We start from the raw sequence: 18,116 nt of genomic DNA, 5'->3' as shown, positions 1-18,116 counted from the left end.
TACCTCTTACTGTCACTCATGTGCCTGGACAGGTGTGACCAGCCCTTGCCGCTGGCAAGCTACCTGCAAGTCAACGGCAGCATGTCGTCGACGTCCAGAGGCATTGTCCGAATCGTCCCCGCCGACATGTGTTGACCTGGACCCTGACCGGCACGCCGTCAGACGATGGTGAGCGATGACGAGTGGGGAGTGTCATGGAGGACCACCCACCGCATCTGAGACCTGATGTAATCCTCGAGATTGGTCGTGTTCAGCACGCTTCCGCGTGTCTGCTGACCAGCTTCTCCAAACATGAAGATGCACTTGCTCGGGCCGGCGAAGCGACTGACGTTGATGATGCCGTCGTGGCCGGCGTCGGCGATCGTTTCTGCCCACGCGCGGGTCTTCTTATAGTTCTTTTTGGGTGCCGCCATGTCCCCGGGAACGACTCCAAAGATGCCGGCCTTCGGGTCGGTAAAGTTGGCGAGTTTGAGTTCCGGCGCTTCCATCTCTGACAAGTGCCAGCCAGCTACCGCCGAGCGTGGCAGGTCGAGGGTTCCGGCCGCGCCCATGAGGGTCTTGCCGAGCGCTTCCCGGACCGCGCACTCGGCTTTCTCAGCGCAGTTGAGCGTGCCGCGGGGCGCTTTCAGGTTGAAACGGCCCGGACCGCTTGAGAAGAACCACGGGCTGTGAGGCGCCCCGGACTTTCGGTCGCTCCCATGTACCCGATGAACGCGCAGGCCCTTCTTCCGTTTCAGCACGGGGAAACCCACGTACTCGGAAGAAGGGCCAGGCGCTCCTACAGTGCTTTTCGACCTATCCGTCCCCATGTGAGACATCATGCCAAACAGCCGCGTCATCCTTCGCCATTCTCAGAATGGCCTTTGCGTCGCGCGTGTCGGCACCGCGGAGGACGTCAATCGCAGTGCGGCCGTCGAAGGCGTCGAGCGGAGCCGTGAGCCAATACAGGACCGTCCACTCATCCGCAGCGGCGGGGAGCAGTACCTGGAGAATCTTCGGTAGTCCCGGCACTATCGACCCGGCACCATCGAACTGCAGCTCTGGGTAGATCTTCTTCCCATCCGCAGTCTCGACGCGCAGAAGGCGGTTGTTGTCGGTCCGGCTCTTGAGGGCCTGCCGGGAGATCCCCTTCAGTGCTTGACGAGCGGTCTCGCTCGTGAAGAAACGGCCAAACCGGTCGCTGATTGGGGGGCGCTGGCTCTGCACGATGGTGGCAACAGAGGCGACCGCGGCGGCACGCAACTCCTCATCGTTCGTGGGGAGTGTCAGTTCGCCGTTCTCAAGATTCTCTCTCAGAGCATCGACGAAGTGATCAACGAGCGCGTTGGTTTCTGGGCGATTGATGACAGCAGACATTTCAGTGCTCTCTCTCGGAGCCGCTCTCTTGGTGACTCCTTTACAGGATGCGCTATTCGCAACGTCGCGTCAAGTCGCGTCAAGGTTTTCTCCTAGGTTTCACAGAGAAGGCGTCACGGTCGATGTGCTTCTTGAGCGGGGCTCCGCTGGGGATCGTCTTGTGAGACGCCCGTCAGTCAGGGCGGCATGCGTCGCATCACGCCGACCGGGTCTCGCCAAAAAGGTCAGCGTGCGTCTGACGGCGGAGTCTTGCGGAACAGGCGACGCCAGCGCCGGCGTGATTGCCCCTCTACCTTGACTGCGTATCTTGATCCCGCGTTGGTCACGATTCGATTGCTGAGGTCCCACGGGGGTGGAGGTGTCTTGCCCGTGCGCCCGTCGATGTCGAAAGCCATCTTGGAGAAGGTGCTCCATGGTGTGGGTCCGAGTTCTCCCTGACGCCAGTGACGAATGCGCTCGGACAGCTGCGACAGCCGAGCGCGCTGCGCTAGTGGCTGCAGGTCAGTCAAGGAGTAGAAAGCATCCGCCACGGAGGCCAACGTCTTCGTGTCCGGATCACGAGCAACTAGGCGAGCAGCCTCAAGTAGCACGCCGATCTCATATGGTCCCGGCGCGAGCGGGGGAGAGCCCCCTCCTCGCCTCTCGTACTCGTCGAGAACTCGTTGGTGCGAATCGAGGGCTTCGACGCGCGCCGGGATTGCACGCATGATCGCCACCAGGGCATCGTCGAGACGTCCGTTGTAGTTTCGTCGGCCCTCCGCACGGAAAAACCATGCTGTGGTTCCCACCGCGAAGAGCGCACCGACAATCGCACCGACAAGCGTGTCCAATAGCTCCATAGTGGCGGCAGTCTACGTGGACTCACAGCAGCGGACAGCTCGTCCGCTTGCGGTGCGGTCGGGAGCCCTCGAGGATCGACGCCATCGTAATCAATCTCTTTGACCCGCCCCAGCGCCGGGCGCGACAGTCAAGCTCATCTCGAGCAAAACTTTCGGGCCCGGGATGAGGTGGTCTGATTGGATCAGCCCTCGATGTGCGGCTCTGCGGGCTTCGAGTGCTCGATCACCTGCTGAGTGATCACCTTCACTTCGCCGTCGCTGCGTCCATCGTCGTCGCTAGGGGTGCTCTGTGCCATTCTTGACTCCATCAACTTGGAAAACTGCGGTATCCGCGGGTGCCGGATGAGTTACCCCATATATAGTCCCGATGCCGGACGTTGTCCACGCTAGGACAAGAAGAGCGAAGCCAGACGTCAGCCAGATGTGTCTTTGGTTCAGTTGCTTGCGGGACAGCTCATGAGCTGATATTCGGCTTGCAAGCAGGGAGCGCCGCAGCCAGATCGTCTTCAAGGTCGCATACTCGACAATCGCGCCAGGCAGATCAGGCTGCTCCCCGAAACGCGAACGCATGCTCCTCAGTCCGCAGAGGGCCGAAAGCAAGTACAGGATCAGATTTCCTCCGCTGATCCACGGGTCGCCAGAAGCTGTGACGAGTTCTGTCCCTCCAAGGACTCCACTCGCTCCGATGAGTATTGCAGCGCGAGTGTTCGAGTTCGACACGCGCGTGCTCATCGCGCTCTCCTGTCGCTCGAGCTGGGCTTCGAGGAGGTCTAACTGGCTTGGAAGGAGCTGGCTGATCTGCGAGACAAACGGACTTGATGCGGGAGCCGTTCTTCGCCAGGGCCAGTCCACCAGATCAATCTAGCGCGGTGAGCACGTTCATCGCCTCTTATGAATGCTGGTGGGCCTGACGTAGCGAGCGTCACGCACTGTCCAGACCTGGGGTCAATTCTGACTAGCTCGATCATTCGAGCGTGGCAATCGCAGGGCTTCGACGCGAAGCATCACGGATCACTCCCGACCGCCGGTTCGCAGTAGATCACTTGTGAGAGAAGTCCGGCCACCCGAACTGACATAATTGCGATTATCGGCTATTTCCCGAGCGTCGAGATTAGAACATACGAACTACCATAGCAAGGTACTCCGTGGACCGCTGTGGGAGGTGATCGTGCGCCGATGGGCACGAACAAGCGCTACCCGCACATGTCAATGCAACGGCTCGAAGAGAGCCAGCTGCGCGCGGCGCGCAAGCGCGGTCCGCTGCACTCCCTGACGCATGAACAACTGCGGCTCGACCGAAGTCCCGTGACCATCGTCCCGGAGCGGGAGAAGCTCTGGGGACTCGCCTGGCTGCGCTTCGGGGACACGGACGTGCAGTGCACCGTCCTGGTGCGGCGATGGACGGCGGATGCCGTCGGGGTCGAACTCTCACTCGACGATGAGGTTCTACGGTGCTGGATCTGGCAAGGGGCGTGCCAGCGCATCAGCGAGCGGACAGAGGCCTGGACGTAGCCCGTTGTGATCGACTCATGGCGCGGTGGCGAGCGTCCCGGCACAGAATGGAGGGCGTGATCACCATGGTGATCACGCCCTCCATCGACCGTCGGTCAGCGAGTGAGTTCGGTGCCGGCTTTCACCTGGCGGGAGCGGTTCACGCGCGCCTTGGGCGCGCCCTTCTTCCGCCCCTCGTTCAGAGCCTGGTTCGCGGAGCGCGGGTAACCGCTGGCCGACTCAGCCCGGGCCTTGCCTGCCTGCGTCTTCGCCTCCTTCACCGCGGCGACGTCGGCGGTGAAGTCCTGGTGCTGTTCGGCCTCGAACAGGTCGGCCTGACGCTCCTCCTGGGCTCCATCAGCGCGGAGAGTGTCGGCGCGCTCTTCGTGCTCCTCGGCCGCGTCCAGGTGCTCTTGAGTCTCCTCAGCGGAGGCGCCGGTGGAGATCTCTTCCTCGGTAGCCTTCGTGCGCTCTTCCTCCGCGAGGGCGTCTTCACGGTGCGCTGCACGCCAGTCATCGATCGCGTTCGTGAGCGCGTTGTGCTGGTCGAGTGGGCTCGTGGGGTGCTTGGCCACGATCTCGTCCGTGTGGACGCCGTAGAGGTCGCGGATCCGCTCGCGCATGATGTCGCGGGCGTCGGCCGCGCGTGGGTCTCCGTCGAGCTGCTGGAGGAGGGAGAACTGCGTCGCCACACGGTTTCCGTCCGCTCCTGCCCACCATCCGTCGCGGCGCACCTGGTCGCGTGCAACGGTGATCGCCACATCGACCTGACGGTCCCCCGCGGCCTGCGCCCGCTCGAGGTGACGGGCCTGGTCGCGTTCCGCTCGTTCTGCCTCGACACGGGCGCGCTCTGCGAGACGTGCAGCGCCTTCGTCGAGCTCGCGGGACTGGCGCGCCTTCTCGGCGCTCTTCGCTGCGATGCGCTCGCCTACCTGGCCGAGCGACATGAGACCGGCACGAATGGCTTGGTCGCCGGCCTGGAAAATCTCTTCCTGTTCGTTCATGGTGTCCCCCTCTATCTACCGAGATCCGGGCCGCTGGTGCGACCTGGGTTCATTGGTCGTTGTTGCGTCGTGGGTCGTGCTCCGATCGTAGATCCAGGCACCCCCGTAACGCTCTGTCCGGTCGTCCGCTGCATGCGTTCCTGTACGGCCTTCAACGCGGCCTCCGCGCTCGAGCGGAGGGCCGCTGCGTTGTCTGCCGCGCCGCGCTCGTGCTGCACAGTTGCGATGCGCTTCGCAACGCGATTCATCTGTCGCATGACAGCGATCCACCCCGCCTTACTGTCGGTGCCGGCGCCGCGCGCCATCAACCGCATCTGGTAGCCGGCATCGAGCGCACGACGCATCGGCACGGCAGATCCGCGCTGCCCCTGAGCGACGCGGGCGAACTCGTCAGAGGCGGCCGCGAGCGGTCCCGGCGTGCCACGCTCGAGCGCCATAGACGCGTGCGCGTAGACGCCCGATAGATCCGCGGCCGCCGCCTCAGCGCTGAACACCGGGGCACTCTCCCCCGGCCGCACTGCCTCGGTGTCGTGACCTGCCACACGCGCCAGGGCGATCTCCGAGACGGGCGCAGCCTTCACCTTCTCGGGGGCGTCAAAACCGCGCACCCGGGCGGCGCGGCCCGCACCCTTCCAGGCATCCACCGCGGCAAGCTCGCTCGCGTTCGTGTGCTCCCACCCGGAGCGCAGCTGGGGCAGACCGAGCGAACGATCCAGCTTGGACGGTGCGTACCAGACGGGCTTCTCGTCGGCCTTCGTGGGGATCATCGCCGCGGTGTATCCGACGACGCGATCCGTGCCGCCCTTCTCGTATCGAGGGCGCACGATCACGCGGGCATTGCGTGCGGCGGCGATGAATTCTTTCTCGGAGTCCGAGTTCGCTGCGACCGTGCGCAGGCGTCGGCGCAGCTCGTCGCGCTGCGTGTACGCCTCGCCTTCGCGCGCGGCTCGTGCGGTCTCTGCCGGCTTGTTCGCGCTGAGGGTTCGGGCGTTCTGCTGTCGGCTCTCCAGGACGTCGAGTCCGTACTTGACTTCAAGCTCACCGGCGATCTTCTGTGCGCGCACGTAGTCGCGATGCGTGTCCGCCTTGGTGCCGTCCTCGCGGACCAAGTTGACCGCAATGTGCACGTGGTCGTTACCCGCTGTGGACAGGCCATGACGGATTGCAACCCAGCGGCAAGACCGCTCGCCCTCCTCGTCCACAAAACCCATCTCGCGGACAAAATCGGTCGCGATCGCGGACCACTGATCGTCACTCAGCTCGCCCTCTTCGGCCTTCACGCTGAGCGAGCAGTGCCACACGTGAGCGTCGCGCCGCTCCCCCGTCGCGAAACGCTCACCGGTCTCCTCGTCGACGTCGCACACCGGCACAGTGACCTCGGTGCCGAACAGCTTCGACGGCAAGTCGAGCGCGTTCGCGACGTCCAAGCCCGCGTCCGCCGAAAGCTCGCCCTGACCGGCCAACTCCATGATCACATCGTGCCCCGCGACGACGTGCGGCGCCGTGTGCTCGTTCGCCCGACCCGGACCACGGAGGTACATGATCAAACCCGGCATGCTCCCGCCCCGGGTGATGTTCGGCATCATCGCGAACTCACCAACTGCGGCAGCAACTCGTCGATCTTCGCCGACACCTCACGCACCGCGCTCAACGCATGATGCAGCTCATCCCCCGGCCGCTCCCCCGCGTTCGTCGCACGCGCGATCTGGTTCACATTGTTCGCCAACGACGCGAGAAGACGACGGGCATGGAAGAACTCGGCCGCAAGCCGACGACGATCCGTCGACGTCTCGCCATGCTCCGCAAGAGCAGCCTCAACCATGAGGCGCGGAATGGTGACATCCGCCTCCAACGCACGCTGCAACAGCAGCGCCTCCTCCTCCGCGGTCACGCCCACCTTGTGGACGTGCTGGCGGCCTCCCGGCGCGTTCTCACGCCGCCGCCGCCCGCGAACACGCGACGGAACAGGAGCGTCAGCCATGACTCTCCTCCCCTGCCCAGTGCAACGACCCAACCCCGTTGGGAACAGCCCGGCACAATGCCGGCAAGCGACTTAGGGTACCTAAGTCTCTAGCTTGCTCCCGTTCCATGCGTTCATCATACCTGCTAGAGTTGTGCTATGACAGCCGAACACGTGATTGAATCCGCCGAGCGCAAAGCGCGCGAGCTTCTGGATCAGCGCATCGAATCGGTGCGTGCCGTCGTCCGTGCGCAGCACGACACCGCGGCGCTGCGAGAACAGCTTGCCGAGTCCGAAAGGGAGAGCGCTCGCCTGTACCGTGCCGCGCTCAGTGACGGCTGGTCGGAGGCCGAGTTGAAGAAGCTCGGGATCACGGAGACCGGGCCGAAGACGTCACGACGTCGCAGCGCAGCCGCGTCCTCAGACAGCGAGCAGAACGGCTAATCAGCCTGGCTCACGATCCGCATTCCCCCTCACCCGATGCCGGATCATCGCAGCAGAAAGGACCCTGTCAAGGGCGCTTCGCGTCGCTACGCGATGAGGCACGGCCTCCCCCTTGACAGGGTCCTTTCTGCTGTATGGCGGCTTGATATCGGGTAAGGGAGAAGAGCGCTTAGGACAGCTCCGGTCCCCCGCGCCCTAGGTCTTTCTGCGATCCGGGTTTCCGAACGGCCGCCGTCGGCGCACGCTTCATGTACGCGGCATCGACCATCGGCCCGCCCGGGTGCAGGCGTGCCAGATTCAACTCTCGCGCTGGCTGCGCCCGACGCCCTTCCGCGATTGCAGAACGGTGCTCGTCCATCGATGTGAAATGACGCTCGAATCGCTGAACCGCCGGATTCTCCGCGAGCAGAGCTGCAGCATCCTGCGAGCGGGCACGACCGTGCGCCGTGTCGAAGAGAGGACGCGCATACGCGCTCGGCACCCAACGGCCACCGAGTGGATCCTGCCCCGCCTCGGCCGCGGTGATGGCCTCAGACCACCGCTGCACGATGCGCTCCTCCGAGACCTCGAACGGCACCTCCACGTCGACAACATGGACGCTGTAGCCGGCACGCTCCAGCTGTGTGCCGAGTTCGACCGCGGACGCCTCACTGCCCAACACGGTGTCGACGATGATATTCGTCCCTCGGGTCATCATCCGCGCCCGCTGCGCGGACGCAAGCTCCGACGACTCTTCGTGAACGAGCGCCGCCAACTCCATCGGGTAGAGCCGCTCCCCCGCCACCTCCAGGTCGCGGACGGCCGCCGGCTTGATCCATGACTCGTACGATCCATCCGCGATCGACTGGCGCAGCAGCGCGGCCTTGAAGTCGTCGGCATCGATGTTCACGTACGACGACTTCGACGCTCCGAGCACCCGATCCGCAACGCTCCCCTTGCCGGCACCGGGCGGCCCCGCGAGCACCAGAGCCTTGCTCTCGCCCCGCGCGTCCGGATAGCGCGCCGCTGCGTCTGCGAGCAGCTGCCCAAACAGTCGCCCACGCTGCGGTGTCAACTCACCGTCGACCCACCATGTGGGGTTGTTGATCGTCGCCGTCGGCGCATCCTTCGACACAGGCCCACCCGGACGGGAGAGCTGCCGAATCAGATCGATATGACGCTCAGCTTCCGCCGGACTCACTCGGCCGCCGCTCGCGGGTGACGACGCTCGAAGACCTCTTCGTAGATCTCGTCATCGATCAGTCCGGCATAGCTCGCCTGCTCGACCTCAGCCCACGACCCCTCAGGGTGAACAATCACATCGTCAAGCTCGAGCTCGGGATTCGTCTTCCCTCTCGGGGCATACGGCCACCGCGTGAGCTCGTCAACCAGGTGATCCCGCTCGAGGAAGCCGGCCGCATATCGCTGACAGATCTCATACGGCGATGCACCCGAGAAACCCTCTCGCGGCAGCGCCGTCTTCGTCGCCGTCTTCAACGCATTCGTCACCGACGGCTGCGCAATCCCCAGCCACCCCGCGATCCGCACCTGCGTGTACCCACGCTCCCCCAGAATCCGCAACGAACGCCGATAGTCCAGGTCGTCAATTTCCTTCCTCAGCCGAGCCCGAACAGCAGCCCGCGCCTCAGCAGGGATCTCCATGACAGTCATGATCACCACCTCCTATAGCCCAGTCTATAGGAGGATCATAGAAGCGGCTATAGCGACTGATCGCGACGGGCGGTTCCGAAGTCCGGGTCTCGATCTGCTCGCCACAGACCGTTCCATGCCCTGGTCACCAGCTCCCGAGTGCGGGAGGCGCGATCGTCGTCCGATCCGCGAAGCTCGGGCGGCGGCTCGAAGTAGGGCTCTTTCAGCTGCTTGGCGACCAGCGATTTCGAGATCTTGAGCATCCGTGCGACCTCTCGAACGCTCATCCCCTGCTCAGTCAACACAGCGATCGCTTGCGCTCGTACAACGTGGTGTGCGCGATACGCGTCCCACTTGAACTCCACGGCACGCTCTAGCGCAGCGGCCGCATCCTCCGTGGAAACAGGCTCGCCGTGCCAAGTGGGACGCGGCGCCGGCGTCAACGAATCAAGGAACTTTCGCTTCGACTGTCCACTCATGTGGACAGTCGATCGCAGAGTGTCCATTCGTGTGGACACTTGCTCAGAGAATCAGCTGCATCTCACTCGGGTGCACGTGCGCGACGTCGTGGCCTCGACGGAGGACGCATGGCCACTCACCGCGGCCGCCGTGATTGCATCGCAGCTCGTCGAGCGCTTCATCCGCGTCCTCCCAGTCCTCCCGTAGGTCAGTTGCGCGGTTTGCTTCATCGCGGAATCGGGCGAGGGCTTGCGCGTAGTTGTCGGGTGCTGCGTCGGACTCGTCGAAGTCCTCCCGGTGCTCCCCCGCATGCCCCTGGGAGTACGTGCACTTCGCGTCGATCACGTACTCATCTTCTTCACCATCGGGCCCAGTGACCGCGTAGGCGAACGGCGCTCGGCATTCGAGCGCTTCGAGCGCGGCCTGCGCGTCGTCGACGCGGGCGGACGCCGCCCGGTATGCGCTCAACGCCTCGTCGAAGCGCGTCGCCGCCGTCGTGAAGTTGCGGGGATCCACAGGCGTGTTCTCTGCGTTCATGGTCGTTCCCTTCCTCACCGGTCCACTGAGGGGCAGGCGCCCCACAGCCCAACGCGTTCGTCTCTGGCGGCCGCTTCCGCGGCCAGGTGGTCAGATTGTCCCGCATAGGACTTGTCGTAGGTGTACTCGTAGCCGGTGCCAGCTGCGATCGCGAGCACCGCGGCGCTCTGCCCGTCGACGTCGACGTGGCGGAGTAGCCGGCCGTACGCGTCTACGTCGGCCTGCGTGCTGTCGCTCTGCAGCTCAACCTTGCGGCCGTACAGCAGCTCGTCTAGGAAGTTGCGCGCCTCGATCGCGTAGCAGTCCCCCGCTGCGCCGTCGCGTCCGATCTCAGGCGTATCGATGCCGATGATTCTGACGCGAGACTCCCCCGCGCTTGTCTTGACGTCGATAGTGTCGCCGTCGACGACGGCGACAACCTCGGCCGCCTCGGCGGCCGCCACTACTGTCTGCGTCTCTGCAGGGCGTTCCTGCGGCGTACAACCGGCCGTCGACACGAGGGCCACGGCGAGCCCAGCGGTGGTGATCATCAACGCACGCGTGCGCCGTGGCGGGCGCCGCGTGACCACCGGCCGATTTCCGAGTTTGTTCTCGTCCGTCACGATGTGCTCCTTGTCGATGTGGGGTGGTAAGTCCCGGTGGTCTGCCGTGTCTGGTTGGTCTATCGTGTGCGGTTAGCGAACGAGCCGGTTCGGCAGGCGCTCTGGCGGGGTCGGCAGCGTTCCTCCGTTACCCGCTCGGGCAGCGTCGACGGCGATGCCGATGGCTTCGGCGGCCCATGCGCTGTCGGATGGCCAGCGGCCGGCCTGTTGATCGGCAGTGATAGCCGCGCGCATCCGCTTCATGGTGACGGTGGGGATGTTGAAGGACCGTGTGGAGCCGGTGCGCTCCTCGGAGCGCCCTCGAAGGCCGCCCCGAGTGGCACGCTGCTTCGGAGTCCGCGCCGCGTGTGTGTCGAGCGCTGCGGCGATCCAGCGGGCGAATGTGTCCGCCTCTCCCCCGTTGGTCCAGTCGGCGAGATATGCCGCTCGAGCGCCATTGAACTCGTCGGGCGTGAGGTAGATGCCCAGTCGGTCCGTGTCGCCGGGAGCCGCCTGCGGTCGCTTCTTCGGCGCCGCTGTCGGCCGACGCTCGGGCGTCGCTCTCGCCGGCGTGACCTCGTTGACCGGCTCTGCGGGCGGCTCTGCCGGCGCTTCCTCGGCGGGCGCGTCGACGGGTTCATAGAATTCGTGCGCGAGCGCGGCCGCGTTGCGGTCGCGGAGGCTTCGACGTGCCATGGCTGTCTCCTTGGTCTGGTTGGTCAGTGCTGTTTTGTTTGTCAGGCGGTGACGGGCACGGGTGGTGCGGTCTTTCGCGCAGGAACGGGAGTCCCGATGATCGGTGCGAGCGCCTGGGCGTAGTCCTCAGCGATCGCAGAGCCCGGCGCGTAAACGCTGACGGGCTTGCCGTCGGTGTAGGCGTCTTTAGCGGCTACTGCCTCGCGGACGGGGCTGGTGACGCGGCCGGGGAACTGCTCGGTAAGCACTTCTACGACCTCTCGATCGATCAGCCGCCCGTGGCGGTACTTGGTGGGCACAATCCAGTGGATGCGCTGCCCGACGTGCAGCCGGGGTGCGACGCGCTGCGCCACGAATTCATTGAGCTTGCCGAGCTGGTCATACGCTTCGGTCGCGCATTCGACGGGTGCGATCACGACGTCTGCAGCCGCAAGGGCAGAGAGGGTGAGGAGGCCCAATGCCGGCGGGGTGTCGATCACGACGTCATCCCAGTGGTCGGCGAGCTCCGGCATGTCGCGCAGCGAGGTGATGATCTCGGGCCGCTGGTCCAGAGAGGCGAGATCCTGACTACCGACGAGAATGCTCACACCCGGCACGCTCGGCGACGGGACGGCCGCCTCGAGCGCGGATGCTTCCCCGACCAGCACGTCAGCTGCGACCGCCGACAACTCCGTGTCTTCAGTCACGCCGAGGCGCTTGGTGAGGTTGCCCTGCTGGTCGAGGTCGATTGCCAGCACACGCCGCCCCATGGCCACGAGCGCCGCCGCGAGGTCTGCGGATGTCGTGGTCTTGCCCGATCCTCCCTTGAGGATCGCGAGCGTGTAGACGGTCACTTGGAGTCTCCCTGAGGGTCGAGCTGGTCGATGCCGCGCTGCACGGTCTCGATCAGCGCCGTGTTGACGGACACCTTCTTGCGGTCGGCGTAGTCCATGATCCGATCGCGGGTGTCTTCGTGGCCTGCCCACTGGATGAGGTTCGCGCGGGGTGCGGAGCGTTCGGGACGGGCGTCTTCTTCCGCCTTAGCGTCGCGCAGCTCCTTGATCAGTTCCCGCAGCCTGTAGATACCAACGATGATCACGGTCACCAGCCCGCAGAGCACGAGCCAGCCGACGACGATCAGCACCCAGGCCCAGATGCCCCAAGCCAGGAATCCTTGAACAATCATGTTTTCTCCTTCGTCTCAGGCGGGGTTCAGAACGGGGTGTCGCTGTTGGGGATGTCGGCGACTTCCCATGAGCCGGCCTGGTCGCTCTGATTGCCCTGCTCCCCCGCTGCGGTCTTGCGCTCGGCCTTCTTCGCGGTGACCGTGTGGTACTTGAGGCTGAATCCCACCTCAACGGCGGTGACCTGCTGCGCGGTGCGCTCCTGCTCGGTGCCCTTATCGGTCCACCGGTTGGTTTCGATGCGTCCCTCGATCGTCAGTCGATCTCCCTTGTGGGACGAGGCCGCGACGTTCTCGGCCTGCTCACCCCAGGCTTCGACGCGGAACGCGTTGGGCTCGGCGTCTTCGAATCCTCCGTCGGGCGTTCGGCGCTGTCGGTTCTCGATGATGGTGAAGTGGACCACGGGGCGGCCGTTCTGCGTGTAGCGCAGCTCGGGATCCGCGGTGAGGTTGCCGGCGAAGGTGATGGTCGACATGGGTTCTGCTCCTTGTGGTTGGTGGTGTTGGTCCGCCGTGTTGTTACTGTCAGTCTAGCCTAGTTGGTCAATGTGGTCTAGTTCATATCACGTGTTTTCTGGTCACTCTGGTGCGTCATCAGTCGGCACGTCGAGCTGAGCCCGCTTGCGTGCAAACTCCGCGAGCTGCTCGGGGGAGTAGTTGGCCTTCATGTACCAGTGATTCGCCTGCCACTGCCAAAGGTCAACGTCCCGCTGCAGCTGCGCGTTCTCGCTGGTGAGCCGGATGATCTCTTGCCGCATCCAGTTGAAGGACTCCCACGACACCGGGCCGCGCTCGTCTCTCTGCTCCTCGTCCATCGCTCAGCCCATGTGAGCGGCGACGCGCTCGATGTGATCAGGACGGAAACCGCTCCAGTGATCCTCGTCGTCGACGACCACGACGGGCGCCTGTGCGTAGCCGAGTTCCTTGACGTACTCGAGCGCAGCGTCGTCCTCGCTGAGGTCCACGACGCGATAGGGAATGTTCTTGGCGTCGAGCGCCCTATACGTGGCGTTGCACTGGACGCAGTTCGGCTTACTGTACACCCGCAGCTCGTTTTCGATCATGTCCCTTGTCCCTTCTCGATCAATTCGCTGGCTCGTTCCTGATAAGCGGAGCAGTGCCGCAGCAGCAGGGCCGGAACACAACCGCTAGGCGGTGGGGGGAGAGAATTTCGTCGCGATGTGAGGGAGCGTAGCGACCGCGTGGCGAAAATCTTGGAGGAGCCGGCCCCGCAGGGGCTTGTGTGGAGGACCGCGGCGGCAATGATGGAGCGGCAGGAACGATGCCCGAAGCTCTTAGAGCCTGGTGGCCCGTCAGGGCCACTCCTGGCCGCGTAGCGGCCCCGGCGGGGGAGTGTGAGGGGGTTGCTCCCCTCGCGCCCCGATAGGGGCACGGCGGGCCTGTGCGGCTGTAGAATTACGGTGTGCTTCCGGTGTGGTAACCGGTCGCCGTGTTGATGTCAGGCCCGGCTTCCCCATTGGGGAACCGGGCCTGACTGCGTCAGGCGGCGGGCTGGTGGTCCTGGATCTCGGCGTATGGTGCGCGGTCGGTCCAGCTGTAGGGCGTCTCGACGCTGACCGTCTTGGCGTTGACGCGGGCGACCTTGGCCCAGTGGCCGCGGATCTTCACGGCGTCACCTTTGGCGATCGTGTCGCGGCTGTAGCCGGTGGCCTTGCCGGTGGCGATCTGGTCGGCGCGTACCTGCTCCCAGTAGGCGAGCTGGTCGCGCAGCTCGTCGAGCTTGGGCGCGTAGTGCTCTGCCCTCTTGGCCTTCTGCTCGTCGGTCGCGGGGCGGTAGCCCTTCTCCGGGTCGTACACATCAGCGATGATCTGGCGCTCGTAGCGGCGGATATCTGCGCCGATCTTCTCGATGCGGTTCGCCACGGTCACCGGGTTGTAGCGGGCGTCGGTCGCTGCGGCCGCTGCGTCGGCGCGGCGGGCGGCTTCCTCGGCGTCGTTGTGGGCGTCGATGCTGCGCCGCATGCTGTTGTGCGCCTTGTCGATCGCGTTGCGGTGGCGGCGCTCAGAGTGGTGGCCCACCTTGATCGGCTCGCCGCCCTCGGGCAGGCTTCCCACGTCGCGCATGTGCTTCTCCCATGCGGCGTCAGAGTTCGCGGCCTTCCGCTCGGCCTTGGCGTCGAGTGCTGCAGCGCGGTCGGCCTGGCGGGCGATCTTCGCGGCCTCGACTTCGGCGGTGCTCCGGGTCGTGCGGTCGATCTCCAGTGGTGCCAGCTCGAACCCTGCGGCCTCTAGCGCGGCGGCGGTGCGGGTGATGATGTGATCCTGGGGGAGCCGGTCGCGGCTGTTCGGGACGAACCATGCGCCGATGCTCCGACCCCAGCGCCAGCGGTTGGCCTTGAGGATTGCGGCGGTTCCGTCGCCCTTGGCGGTTCCCTCGATGATGGTTCCGGCTTCATGCGTGTGGGTGATCGTCAGCATGGCGTGTGCTCCTTGTTCATGTGGGGTGGTAAGTCCCGTTGGTCTGCCGTGTTGTTACTATCAGTATAGTCTAGTTGGTCAATACTGTCTAGTCTGTGTCTGAGTGATCTTCGATGTCTTCGAGCTCGACGCGCTCGAATCGGTGGGCGATCTTGTCGGCGACGCGCTGCGCTCGTGCGCGGTTGCGGTAAGTGCCGGTGCGGGTCTCGTCGAATGTGACGCCGTAGCGGGTGCGCAGATCGATCCCGGTTTCGCTGTGGAGATATCCGGTTTCGCCCTTGTAGGTGACGAGAATGCGGGTGCTCATGGGTGCCTCCTGGTTAGGGTGGGGCGGGCCTGTGACCCACCCCACCGAGTCTCACTACGGGGTGTCGGTGCTCTCGACCATGGCGGCGATCTGCTCGACGGGGGAGAGGGTGTAGCCCCAGCCTGCGAGGGTCTGCAGGTAGTGTGCCGTCTCCGGTCGCGGACTCCGCCAGGTGGTGCGCCCGGTGCTGGCCTCGATGCCGCCGAGGACGATTGCCAGGGTGACGTGGCCCGCCTTGGTCGGGTGCGCGGCGAGGAAGTCCGCGAACCGGTCGCCGTAATAGCCCGATACCGGCTCGACGCCGAGAAGGTCGGCCGCGAGGGCGTTCCCGCTCAGTTCCCCGGCGACCAGGTAGCGCGCTTCGGTGAGGCTTCGGGCGATGACTTGTGCGGAGTCCTTGGGGAGCGTCTTGCGCCCGAGGAACTGGGCGAGCCATTCCCGGCGCACGCTCTCGGCGGCATCCCAGTCCTTGTTGTTGGCGATCAGCTGCTTGCGCTCTGCCTTCTCCTCGTCGGTCATCGGTCCGGCCTTGCGGCCCATGCCGTCGTCGACGACGGTGTAACCGAGGGTTTCCGGCTCGTCGACGTAGTAATTCACCTGGTGGTTTCCGTCGCGCTGTCCGCACACGTAGACGGCCACGCCGTCTTTCCCCTGGATCTCGTCGACGCTCACCCGCTCGCCCTCGCTCGTGCGGAGGTCACCGAGGCGGTAGGGGGTGCGGGCGTCCCATGCGGGGGCTTCGGAGAGGATGCGGTGTCCCTTGGCGGCTTCGACCTGTTCGCCTGCTTCCCGGGCCTGAGCGGCGGCGCGCTCGTCGCGGGCGCGCTGGACGGCGTGGGGGAAGTATCCCGGCTCCTCGTTTGCGATCCGGGTCAGCGTTGCGACGACGTCGGGGGCGTCTTCGAACTCGATCAGTGTTGCGGCCTGGTCCAGGGTCATTCCGGTTTCCGCGATCAGGCGGGTTCCGGTTTCGCTGGCCGCGACCGTCAGGCCCGTCTTGATCTTGTCTCGCTTCGTGCCGGTGCGCTTGGCGATCGCGGTGACGGAGAGTCCTTCGAGTTCCAGGGCCTTGTATGCCTGGATGCGGTCGCCGTCGGTGAGTGCCTGGCGCTGATCGTTCTCCACCAGCTGTTCCACGATGCGCTGCGCGTCGTCGGCGGCGTCGGCCTCGACGATGTAGACGGGCACGCTCGGTAGGCCGACCTGCTGAGCGGCGAGGGTGCGGCGCTGGCCGTAGCGGACGTGCACGCCGTTCTCATCGCGGGTTGCGACGATGGGGACAAGAACGCCGTTCGCGCTCACGCTGTCAAGGAATTCCTTGTCCAGGCTTGCCTCTGCCGCCGTGCGGACGTTGGTCGCCACGTCGATGGTCTGCGGGTCGATAAGTTCGAGGACTCCGGCGGATGCTGTTGCAGTGGTCATACTGTGCTCCTTGTTCATGTGGGGTGGTAAGTCCCGTTGGTCTGCCGTGTTGTTACTATCAGTATAGTCTAGTTGGTCAATGCTGTCTAGGGTGTTCTTCGTCTCCTTCGTCGTGTCCTTCGCTGTGGCACTGCACCCAGTAGTCGGCGGATGCGGGGTAGCCGTGCGCTTCGAGCAGCGTGGCTAGAGCGTCGACTTCGCCACAGTTCAGGCTCATGGCCGTCTCTCGGGCCAGGTCGGCGTTTGCGAAGGTGTCGCAGAATGTGGTGGATGCGTCGAGCCGGGTAGCGCTCATGGTGACCTTCTTTCTGGACTGGTGTCCGATATTCGGGTGCAGGGGCCCTCGGCCCTTGCCCTAGCGGAGCGAGAGGGCCTCGGCCCGTCTTCTCTTCCTCCCCCACGTTTTTTCGCCGTGGAGGCACTCCGTGCCGACTAGGGAGGGCTGTTCTGAGCGCGAGAGACCGTGGAATACCGGACTGAGCGCAGCGAGGGAGGATATGCCGCGAAAGCTCTCGCGCTCGGGGCTGACCGACCGCACAATGCCACAGGCTCTATGGCGAAAATGTGGCGCCACCGGCGCCAGACAGCGGCCGCGTGCGTCCGGCCTCCACGAGGGCGTAGCCCTCGCCTCGAGCTGGGAGAGCCGTTCGGGTCATCCGGTGAGCTGCGCCTCGAGGAACGTGGCCAGGTCGCGCGCGTTGAGCCGGGCCGCTTCGAGTCGACGTGCGGTCTTGTGGTCGTACCGCTGGTTCGGTCCGCGTGGGTATCCCACGCGTTCGTGGACAGACTGACCGGGCAGCTGCAGAGCGCTCGGGTGAGCGCGTCGGCCTCGACGCCTCTTGCGATGCGCCTGGTGCTCCTCATGCATGATCAGCCGCCACTTCGCCCACACGATCCGCTCGACGTCGTACCGCCTCGCGCGATCGGCCAGGTACCCGTCGACGAAGAGGCGGACAGCGATCGGCTGCGGGTCGACGTCGTCGGCCGCCGTCCAGGAGCCGTCGACGAGGCGGACGAGTCCGTGGCTGTGCAGACGGTGCAGCAGACGGCGGACGGAGGCAGCGGTGAATCCGGTGCGGAGGGTGAGATCTGCCACAGTCCAGGAACCTCCGGGCAGCAGTTGGAGGTGGAGGTAGCCGGCGGCACGTCCGAGAGAGCCGGGAGCTGCGTAGATGTCCTGGTTGAGTGCGGTAGTTCTCAGGGTCAGCTCACGGAGGAGGGCGGTGCGGGCGGGGGGCATACGCCCTTGTGACAAATCGGGTTCGTGAGGATCTGTGGAGAACTTTTCGGAGAGGGTGTACCGGGCCCCGTGCTCGCCTTCGGCCTGGGCGGTGCGCCGGATCCAGCCGGCGTCCTGCAGCGCGCGGAGGGCGTTGTGGGCTGTCTGGCGGCACCAGCCGGTCTCCAGTGCCAGGCGGCGGATGTCGGCCTCGATATCGAGTGAGACGGCTTGTGCCATGTACAGGCAGAGGGCGTCGAGAATGGCGCGGTGCGCCGCGGAGCCTCGTGCGGCCCTGTGGGCCGTGGAGCCGCGGTCGGCTCCCCACATACCGGGGAGCGCGTCAGCGCGCTCCTGGACGCGTGTGAGGGCTGCGACGACGTGATTTTCTCGCTGGGGGAAGGTGGGGTCGTCGCCCTGACCGTTAGAGGGGTTCGCGGCGGCGTAGTAGACGGCCATTCGCCAGGCCCCATCGATGACGTGTCGCTGTCCCGCCTCGGTGCGCGGCACGCGGGTGCCGGCGTGGCGGCGCGTGCGTGCGTGCTCGAGGGCGGGGGCGGTGCGTGCGAGC

The 18,116-nt window shown here is 65.3% G+C and carries 24 protein-coding genes; 2 read left to right on the top strand and 22 right to left on the bottom strand.

The features are described 5' to 3' along the window. Nucleotides 1-158: 158 nt before the first annotated feature. The 3 genes from DSP71_RS19430 to DSP71_RS21740 all read right to left on the bottom strand — a co-directional run bounded on the left by DSP71_RS19430 (nucleotide 159) and on the right by DSP71_RS21740 (nucleotide 2,195). Entirely contained in the window at nucleotides 159-740 is a 582-nt protein-coding gene (locus DSP71_RS19430; protein WP_181800789.1) for an RES family NAD+ phosphorylase, read from the bottom strand. Nucleotides 741-795: 55 nt separating this feature from the next. Continuing rightward, entirely contained in the window at nucleotides 796-1,356 is a 561-nt protein-coding gene (locus DSP71_RS19425) for an antitoxin Xre/MbcA/ParS toxin-binding domain-containing protein (RefSeq protein WP_067117669.1), read from the bottom strand. A gap of 224 nt (nucleotides 1,357-1,580) precedes the next feature. Continuing rightward, the gene (locus tag DSP71_RS21740) at nucleotides 1,581-2,195 is read right to left on the bottom strand and encodes a hypothetical protein (RefSeq protein WP_147251408.1); all 615 of its coding nucleotides are present in this window, start codon (nucleotides 2,193-2,195) and stop codon (nucleotides 1,581-1,583) included. 1,176 nt (nucleotides 2,196-3,371) lie between these two features. Here DSP71_RS21740 and DSP71_RS19420 point away from each other — a divergent pair. Continuing rightward, nucleotides 3,372-3,707 (top strand): hypothetical protein, encoded by a 336-nt coding sequence (locus DSP71_RS19420; RefSeq protein WP_067117672.1) that lies wholly within the window; start codon nucleotides 3,372-3,374, stop codon nucleotides 3,705-3,707. Nucleotides 3,708-3,802: 95 nt separating this feature from the next. Here DSP71_RS19420 and DSP71_RS19415 read toward each other — a convergent pair whose 3' ends face one another. Genes DSP71_RS19415 through DSP71_RS19405 form a run of 3 tightly spaced genes read right to left on the bottom strand, consistent with a single transcriptional unit; the run spans nucleotide 3,803 to nucleotide 6,671 of the window. Continuing rightward, nucleotides 3,803-4,690: a hypothetical protein gene (locus DSP71_RS19415; RefSeq protein WP_067117675.1), complete on the bottom strand. Its 888-nt coding sequence runs from the start codon at nucleotides 4,688-4,690 to the stop codon at nucleotides 3,803-3,805. A gap of 11 nt (nucleotides 4,691-4,701) precedes the next feature. Further along, nucleotides 4,702-6,246, bottom strand: coding sequence for a relaxase/mobilization nuclease domain-containing protein (locus DSP71_RS19410; protein ID WP_181800788.1), 1,545 nt, complete (start codon nucleotides 6,244-6,246; stop codon nucleotides 4,702-4,704). Between the two features lie 26 nt (nucleotides 6,247-6,272). Next, nucleotides 6,273-6,671: a MobC family plasmid mobilization relaxosome protein gene (locus DSP71_RS19405; RefSeq protein ID WP_082914299.1), complete on the bottom strand. Its 399-nt coding sequence runs from the start codon at nucleotides 6,669-6,671 to the stop codon at nucleotides 6,273-6,275. 138 nt (nucleotides 6,672-6,809) lie between these two features. On the opposite strand from DSP71_RS19405, the gene DSP71_RS19400 reads away from it, so the two are divergent. After that, nucleotides 6,810-7,094, top strand: coding sequence for a hypothetical protein (locus DSP71_RS19400; RefSeq protein WP_067117683.1), 285 nt, complete (start codon nucleotides 6,810-6,812; stop codon nucleotides 7,092-7,094). Between the two features lie 169 nt (nucleotides 7,095-7,263). Here DSP71_RS19400 and DSP71_RS19395 read toward each other — a convergent pair whose 3' ends face one another. The 16 genes from DSP71_RS19395 to DSP71_RS19325 all read right to left on the bottom strand — a co-directional run. Further along, nucleotides 7,264-8,208, bottom strand: coding sequence for a zeta toxin family protein (locus tag DSP71_RS19395; protein WP_067117686.1), 945 nt, complete (start codon nucleotides 8,206-8,208; stop codon nucleotides 7,264-7,266). Between the two features lie 62 nt (nucleotides 8,209-8,270). Further along, nucleotides 8,271-8,744 (bottom strand): hypothetical protein, encoded by a 474-nt coding sequence (locus DSP71_RS19390; RefSeq protein ID WP_067117869.1) that lies wholly within the window; start codon nucleotides 8,742-8,744, stop codon nucleotides 8,271-8,273. Nucleotides 8,745-8,791: 47 nt separating this feature from the next. After that, nucleotides 8,792-9,010 (bottom strand): hypothetical protein, encoded by a 219-nt coding sequence (locus tag DSP71_RS19385; protein ID WP_067117690.1) that lies wholly within the window; start codon nucleotides 9,008-9,010, stop codon nucleotides 8,792-8,794. Nucleotides 9,011-9,245: 235 nt separating this feature from the next. Then, nucleotides 9,246-9,719, bottom strand: a complete 474-nt coding sequence (locus DSP71_RS19380) for a hypothetical protein (RefSeq protein WP_067117693.1) — start codon at nucleotides 9,717-9,719, stop codon at nucleotides 9,246-9,248. A gap of 14 nt (nucleotides 9,720-9,733) precedes the next feature. Then, nucleotides 9,734-10,321 (bottom strand): thermonuclease family protein, encoded by a 588-nt coding sequence (locus tag DSP71_RS19375; protein WP_113681854.1) that lies wholly within the window; start codon nucleotides 10,319-10,321, stop codon nucleotides 9,734-9,736. Between the two features lie 72 nt (nucleotides 10,322-10,393). After that, the gene (locus DSP71_RS19370) at nucleotides 10,394-10,996 is read right to left on the bottom strand and encodes a hypothetical protein (RefSeq protein ID WP_113681853.1); all 603 of its coding nucleotides are present in this window, start codon (nucleotides 10,994-10,996) and stop codon (nucleotides 10,394-10,396) included. A gap of 41 nt (nucleotides 10,997-11,037) precedes the next feature. After that, nucleotides 11,038-11,829 carry a ParA family protein gene (locus tag DSP71_RS19365; RefSeq protein ID WP_181800787.1) on the bottom strand — a complete coding sequence of 264 codons (792 nt, stop codon included), beginning with the start codon at nucleotides 11,827-11,829 and terminating at the stop codon, nucleotides 11,038-11,040. Beyond that, nucleotides 11,826-12,161, bottom strand: coding sequence for a hypothetical protein (locus DSP71_RS22565; RefSeq protein ID WP_171011028.1), 336 nt, complete (start codon nucleotides 12,159-12,161; stop codon nucleotides 11,826-11,828). Before DSP71_RS22565 ends, DSP71_RS19365 begins: the two co-directional genes overlap by 4 nt. 26 nt (nucleotides 12,162-12,187) lie before the next feature. Then, entirely contained in the window at nucleotides 12,188-12,634 is a 447-nt protein-coding gene (locus tag DSP71_RS19360; protein WP_067117708.1) for a single-stranded DNA-binding protein, read from the bottom strand. Nucleotides 12,635-12,736: 102 nt separating this feature from the next. Next, the gene (locus DSP71_RS19355; protein WP_067117711.1) at nucleotides 12,737-12,973 is read right to left on the bottom strand and encodes a hypothetical protein; all 237 of its coding nucleotides are present in this window, start codon (nucleotides 12,971-12,973) and stop codon (nucleotides 12,737-12,739) included. A 3-nt stretch (nucleotides 12,974-12,976) separates the two neighbouring features. Next, nucleotides 12,977-13,222: a glutaredoxin-like protein NrdH gene (nrdH, locus tag DSP71_RS19350; RefSeq protein ID WP_067117713.1), complete on the bottom strand. Its 246-nt coding sequence runs from the start codon at nucleotides 13,220-13,222 to the stop codon at nucleotides 12,977-12,979. A 436-nt stretch (nucleotides 13,223-13,658) separates the two neighbouring features. Continuing rightward, entirely contained in the window at nucleotides 13,659-14,597 is a 939-nt protein-coding gene (locus tag DSP71_RS19345) for a DUF3560 domain-containing protein (protein WP_113681851.1), read from the bottom strand. A gap of 88 nt (nucleotides 14,598-14,685) precedes the next feature. Next, nucleotides 14,686-14,904 carry a hypothetical protein gene (locus tag DSP71_RS19340; RefSeq protein ID WP_113681850.1) on the bottom strand — a complete coding sequence of 73 codons (219 nt, stop codon included), beginning with the start codon at nucleotides 14,902-14,904 and terminating at the stop codon, nucleotides 14,686-14,688. A gap of 54 nt (nucleotides 14,905-14,958) precedes the next feature. Then, complete coding sequence (locus DSP71_RS19335; RefSeq protein WP_181800786.1) at nucleotides 14,959-16,326, bottom strand: ParB N-terminal domain-containing protein; 1,368 nt, start codon at nucleotides 16,324-16,326, stop codon at nucleotides 14,959-14,961. A 76-nt stretch (nucleotides 16,327-16,402) separates the two neighbouring features. Continuing rightward, a complete protein-coding gene (locus DSP71_RS19330) occupies nucleotides 16,403-16,621 on the bottom strand; it encodes a hypothetical protein (RefSeq protein ID WP_113681848.1) in 219 nt (72 codons plus the stop codon). Between the two features lie 357 nt (nucleotides 16,622-16,978). Continuing rightward, on the bottom strand, nucleotides 16,979-18,116 hold a 1,138-nt coding region (locus DSP71_RS19325; protein ID WP_147251407.1), incomplete at its 5' end, for a helix-turn-helix domain-containing protein.

The sequence above is a fragment of the Microbacterium sp. H6 genome (assembly GCF_003314775.1).
Classification (GTDB): domain Bacteria; phylum Actinomycetota; class Actinomycetes; order Actinomycetales; family Microbacteriaceae; genus Microbacterium; species Microbacterium oxydans.
This window is presented reverse-complemented; position numbering and strand designations above follow the sequence as displayed.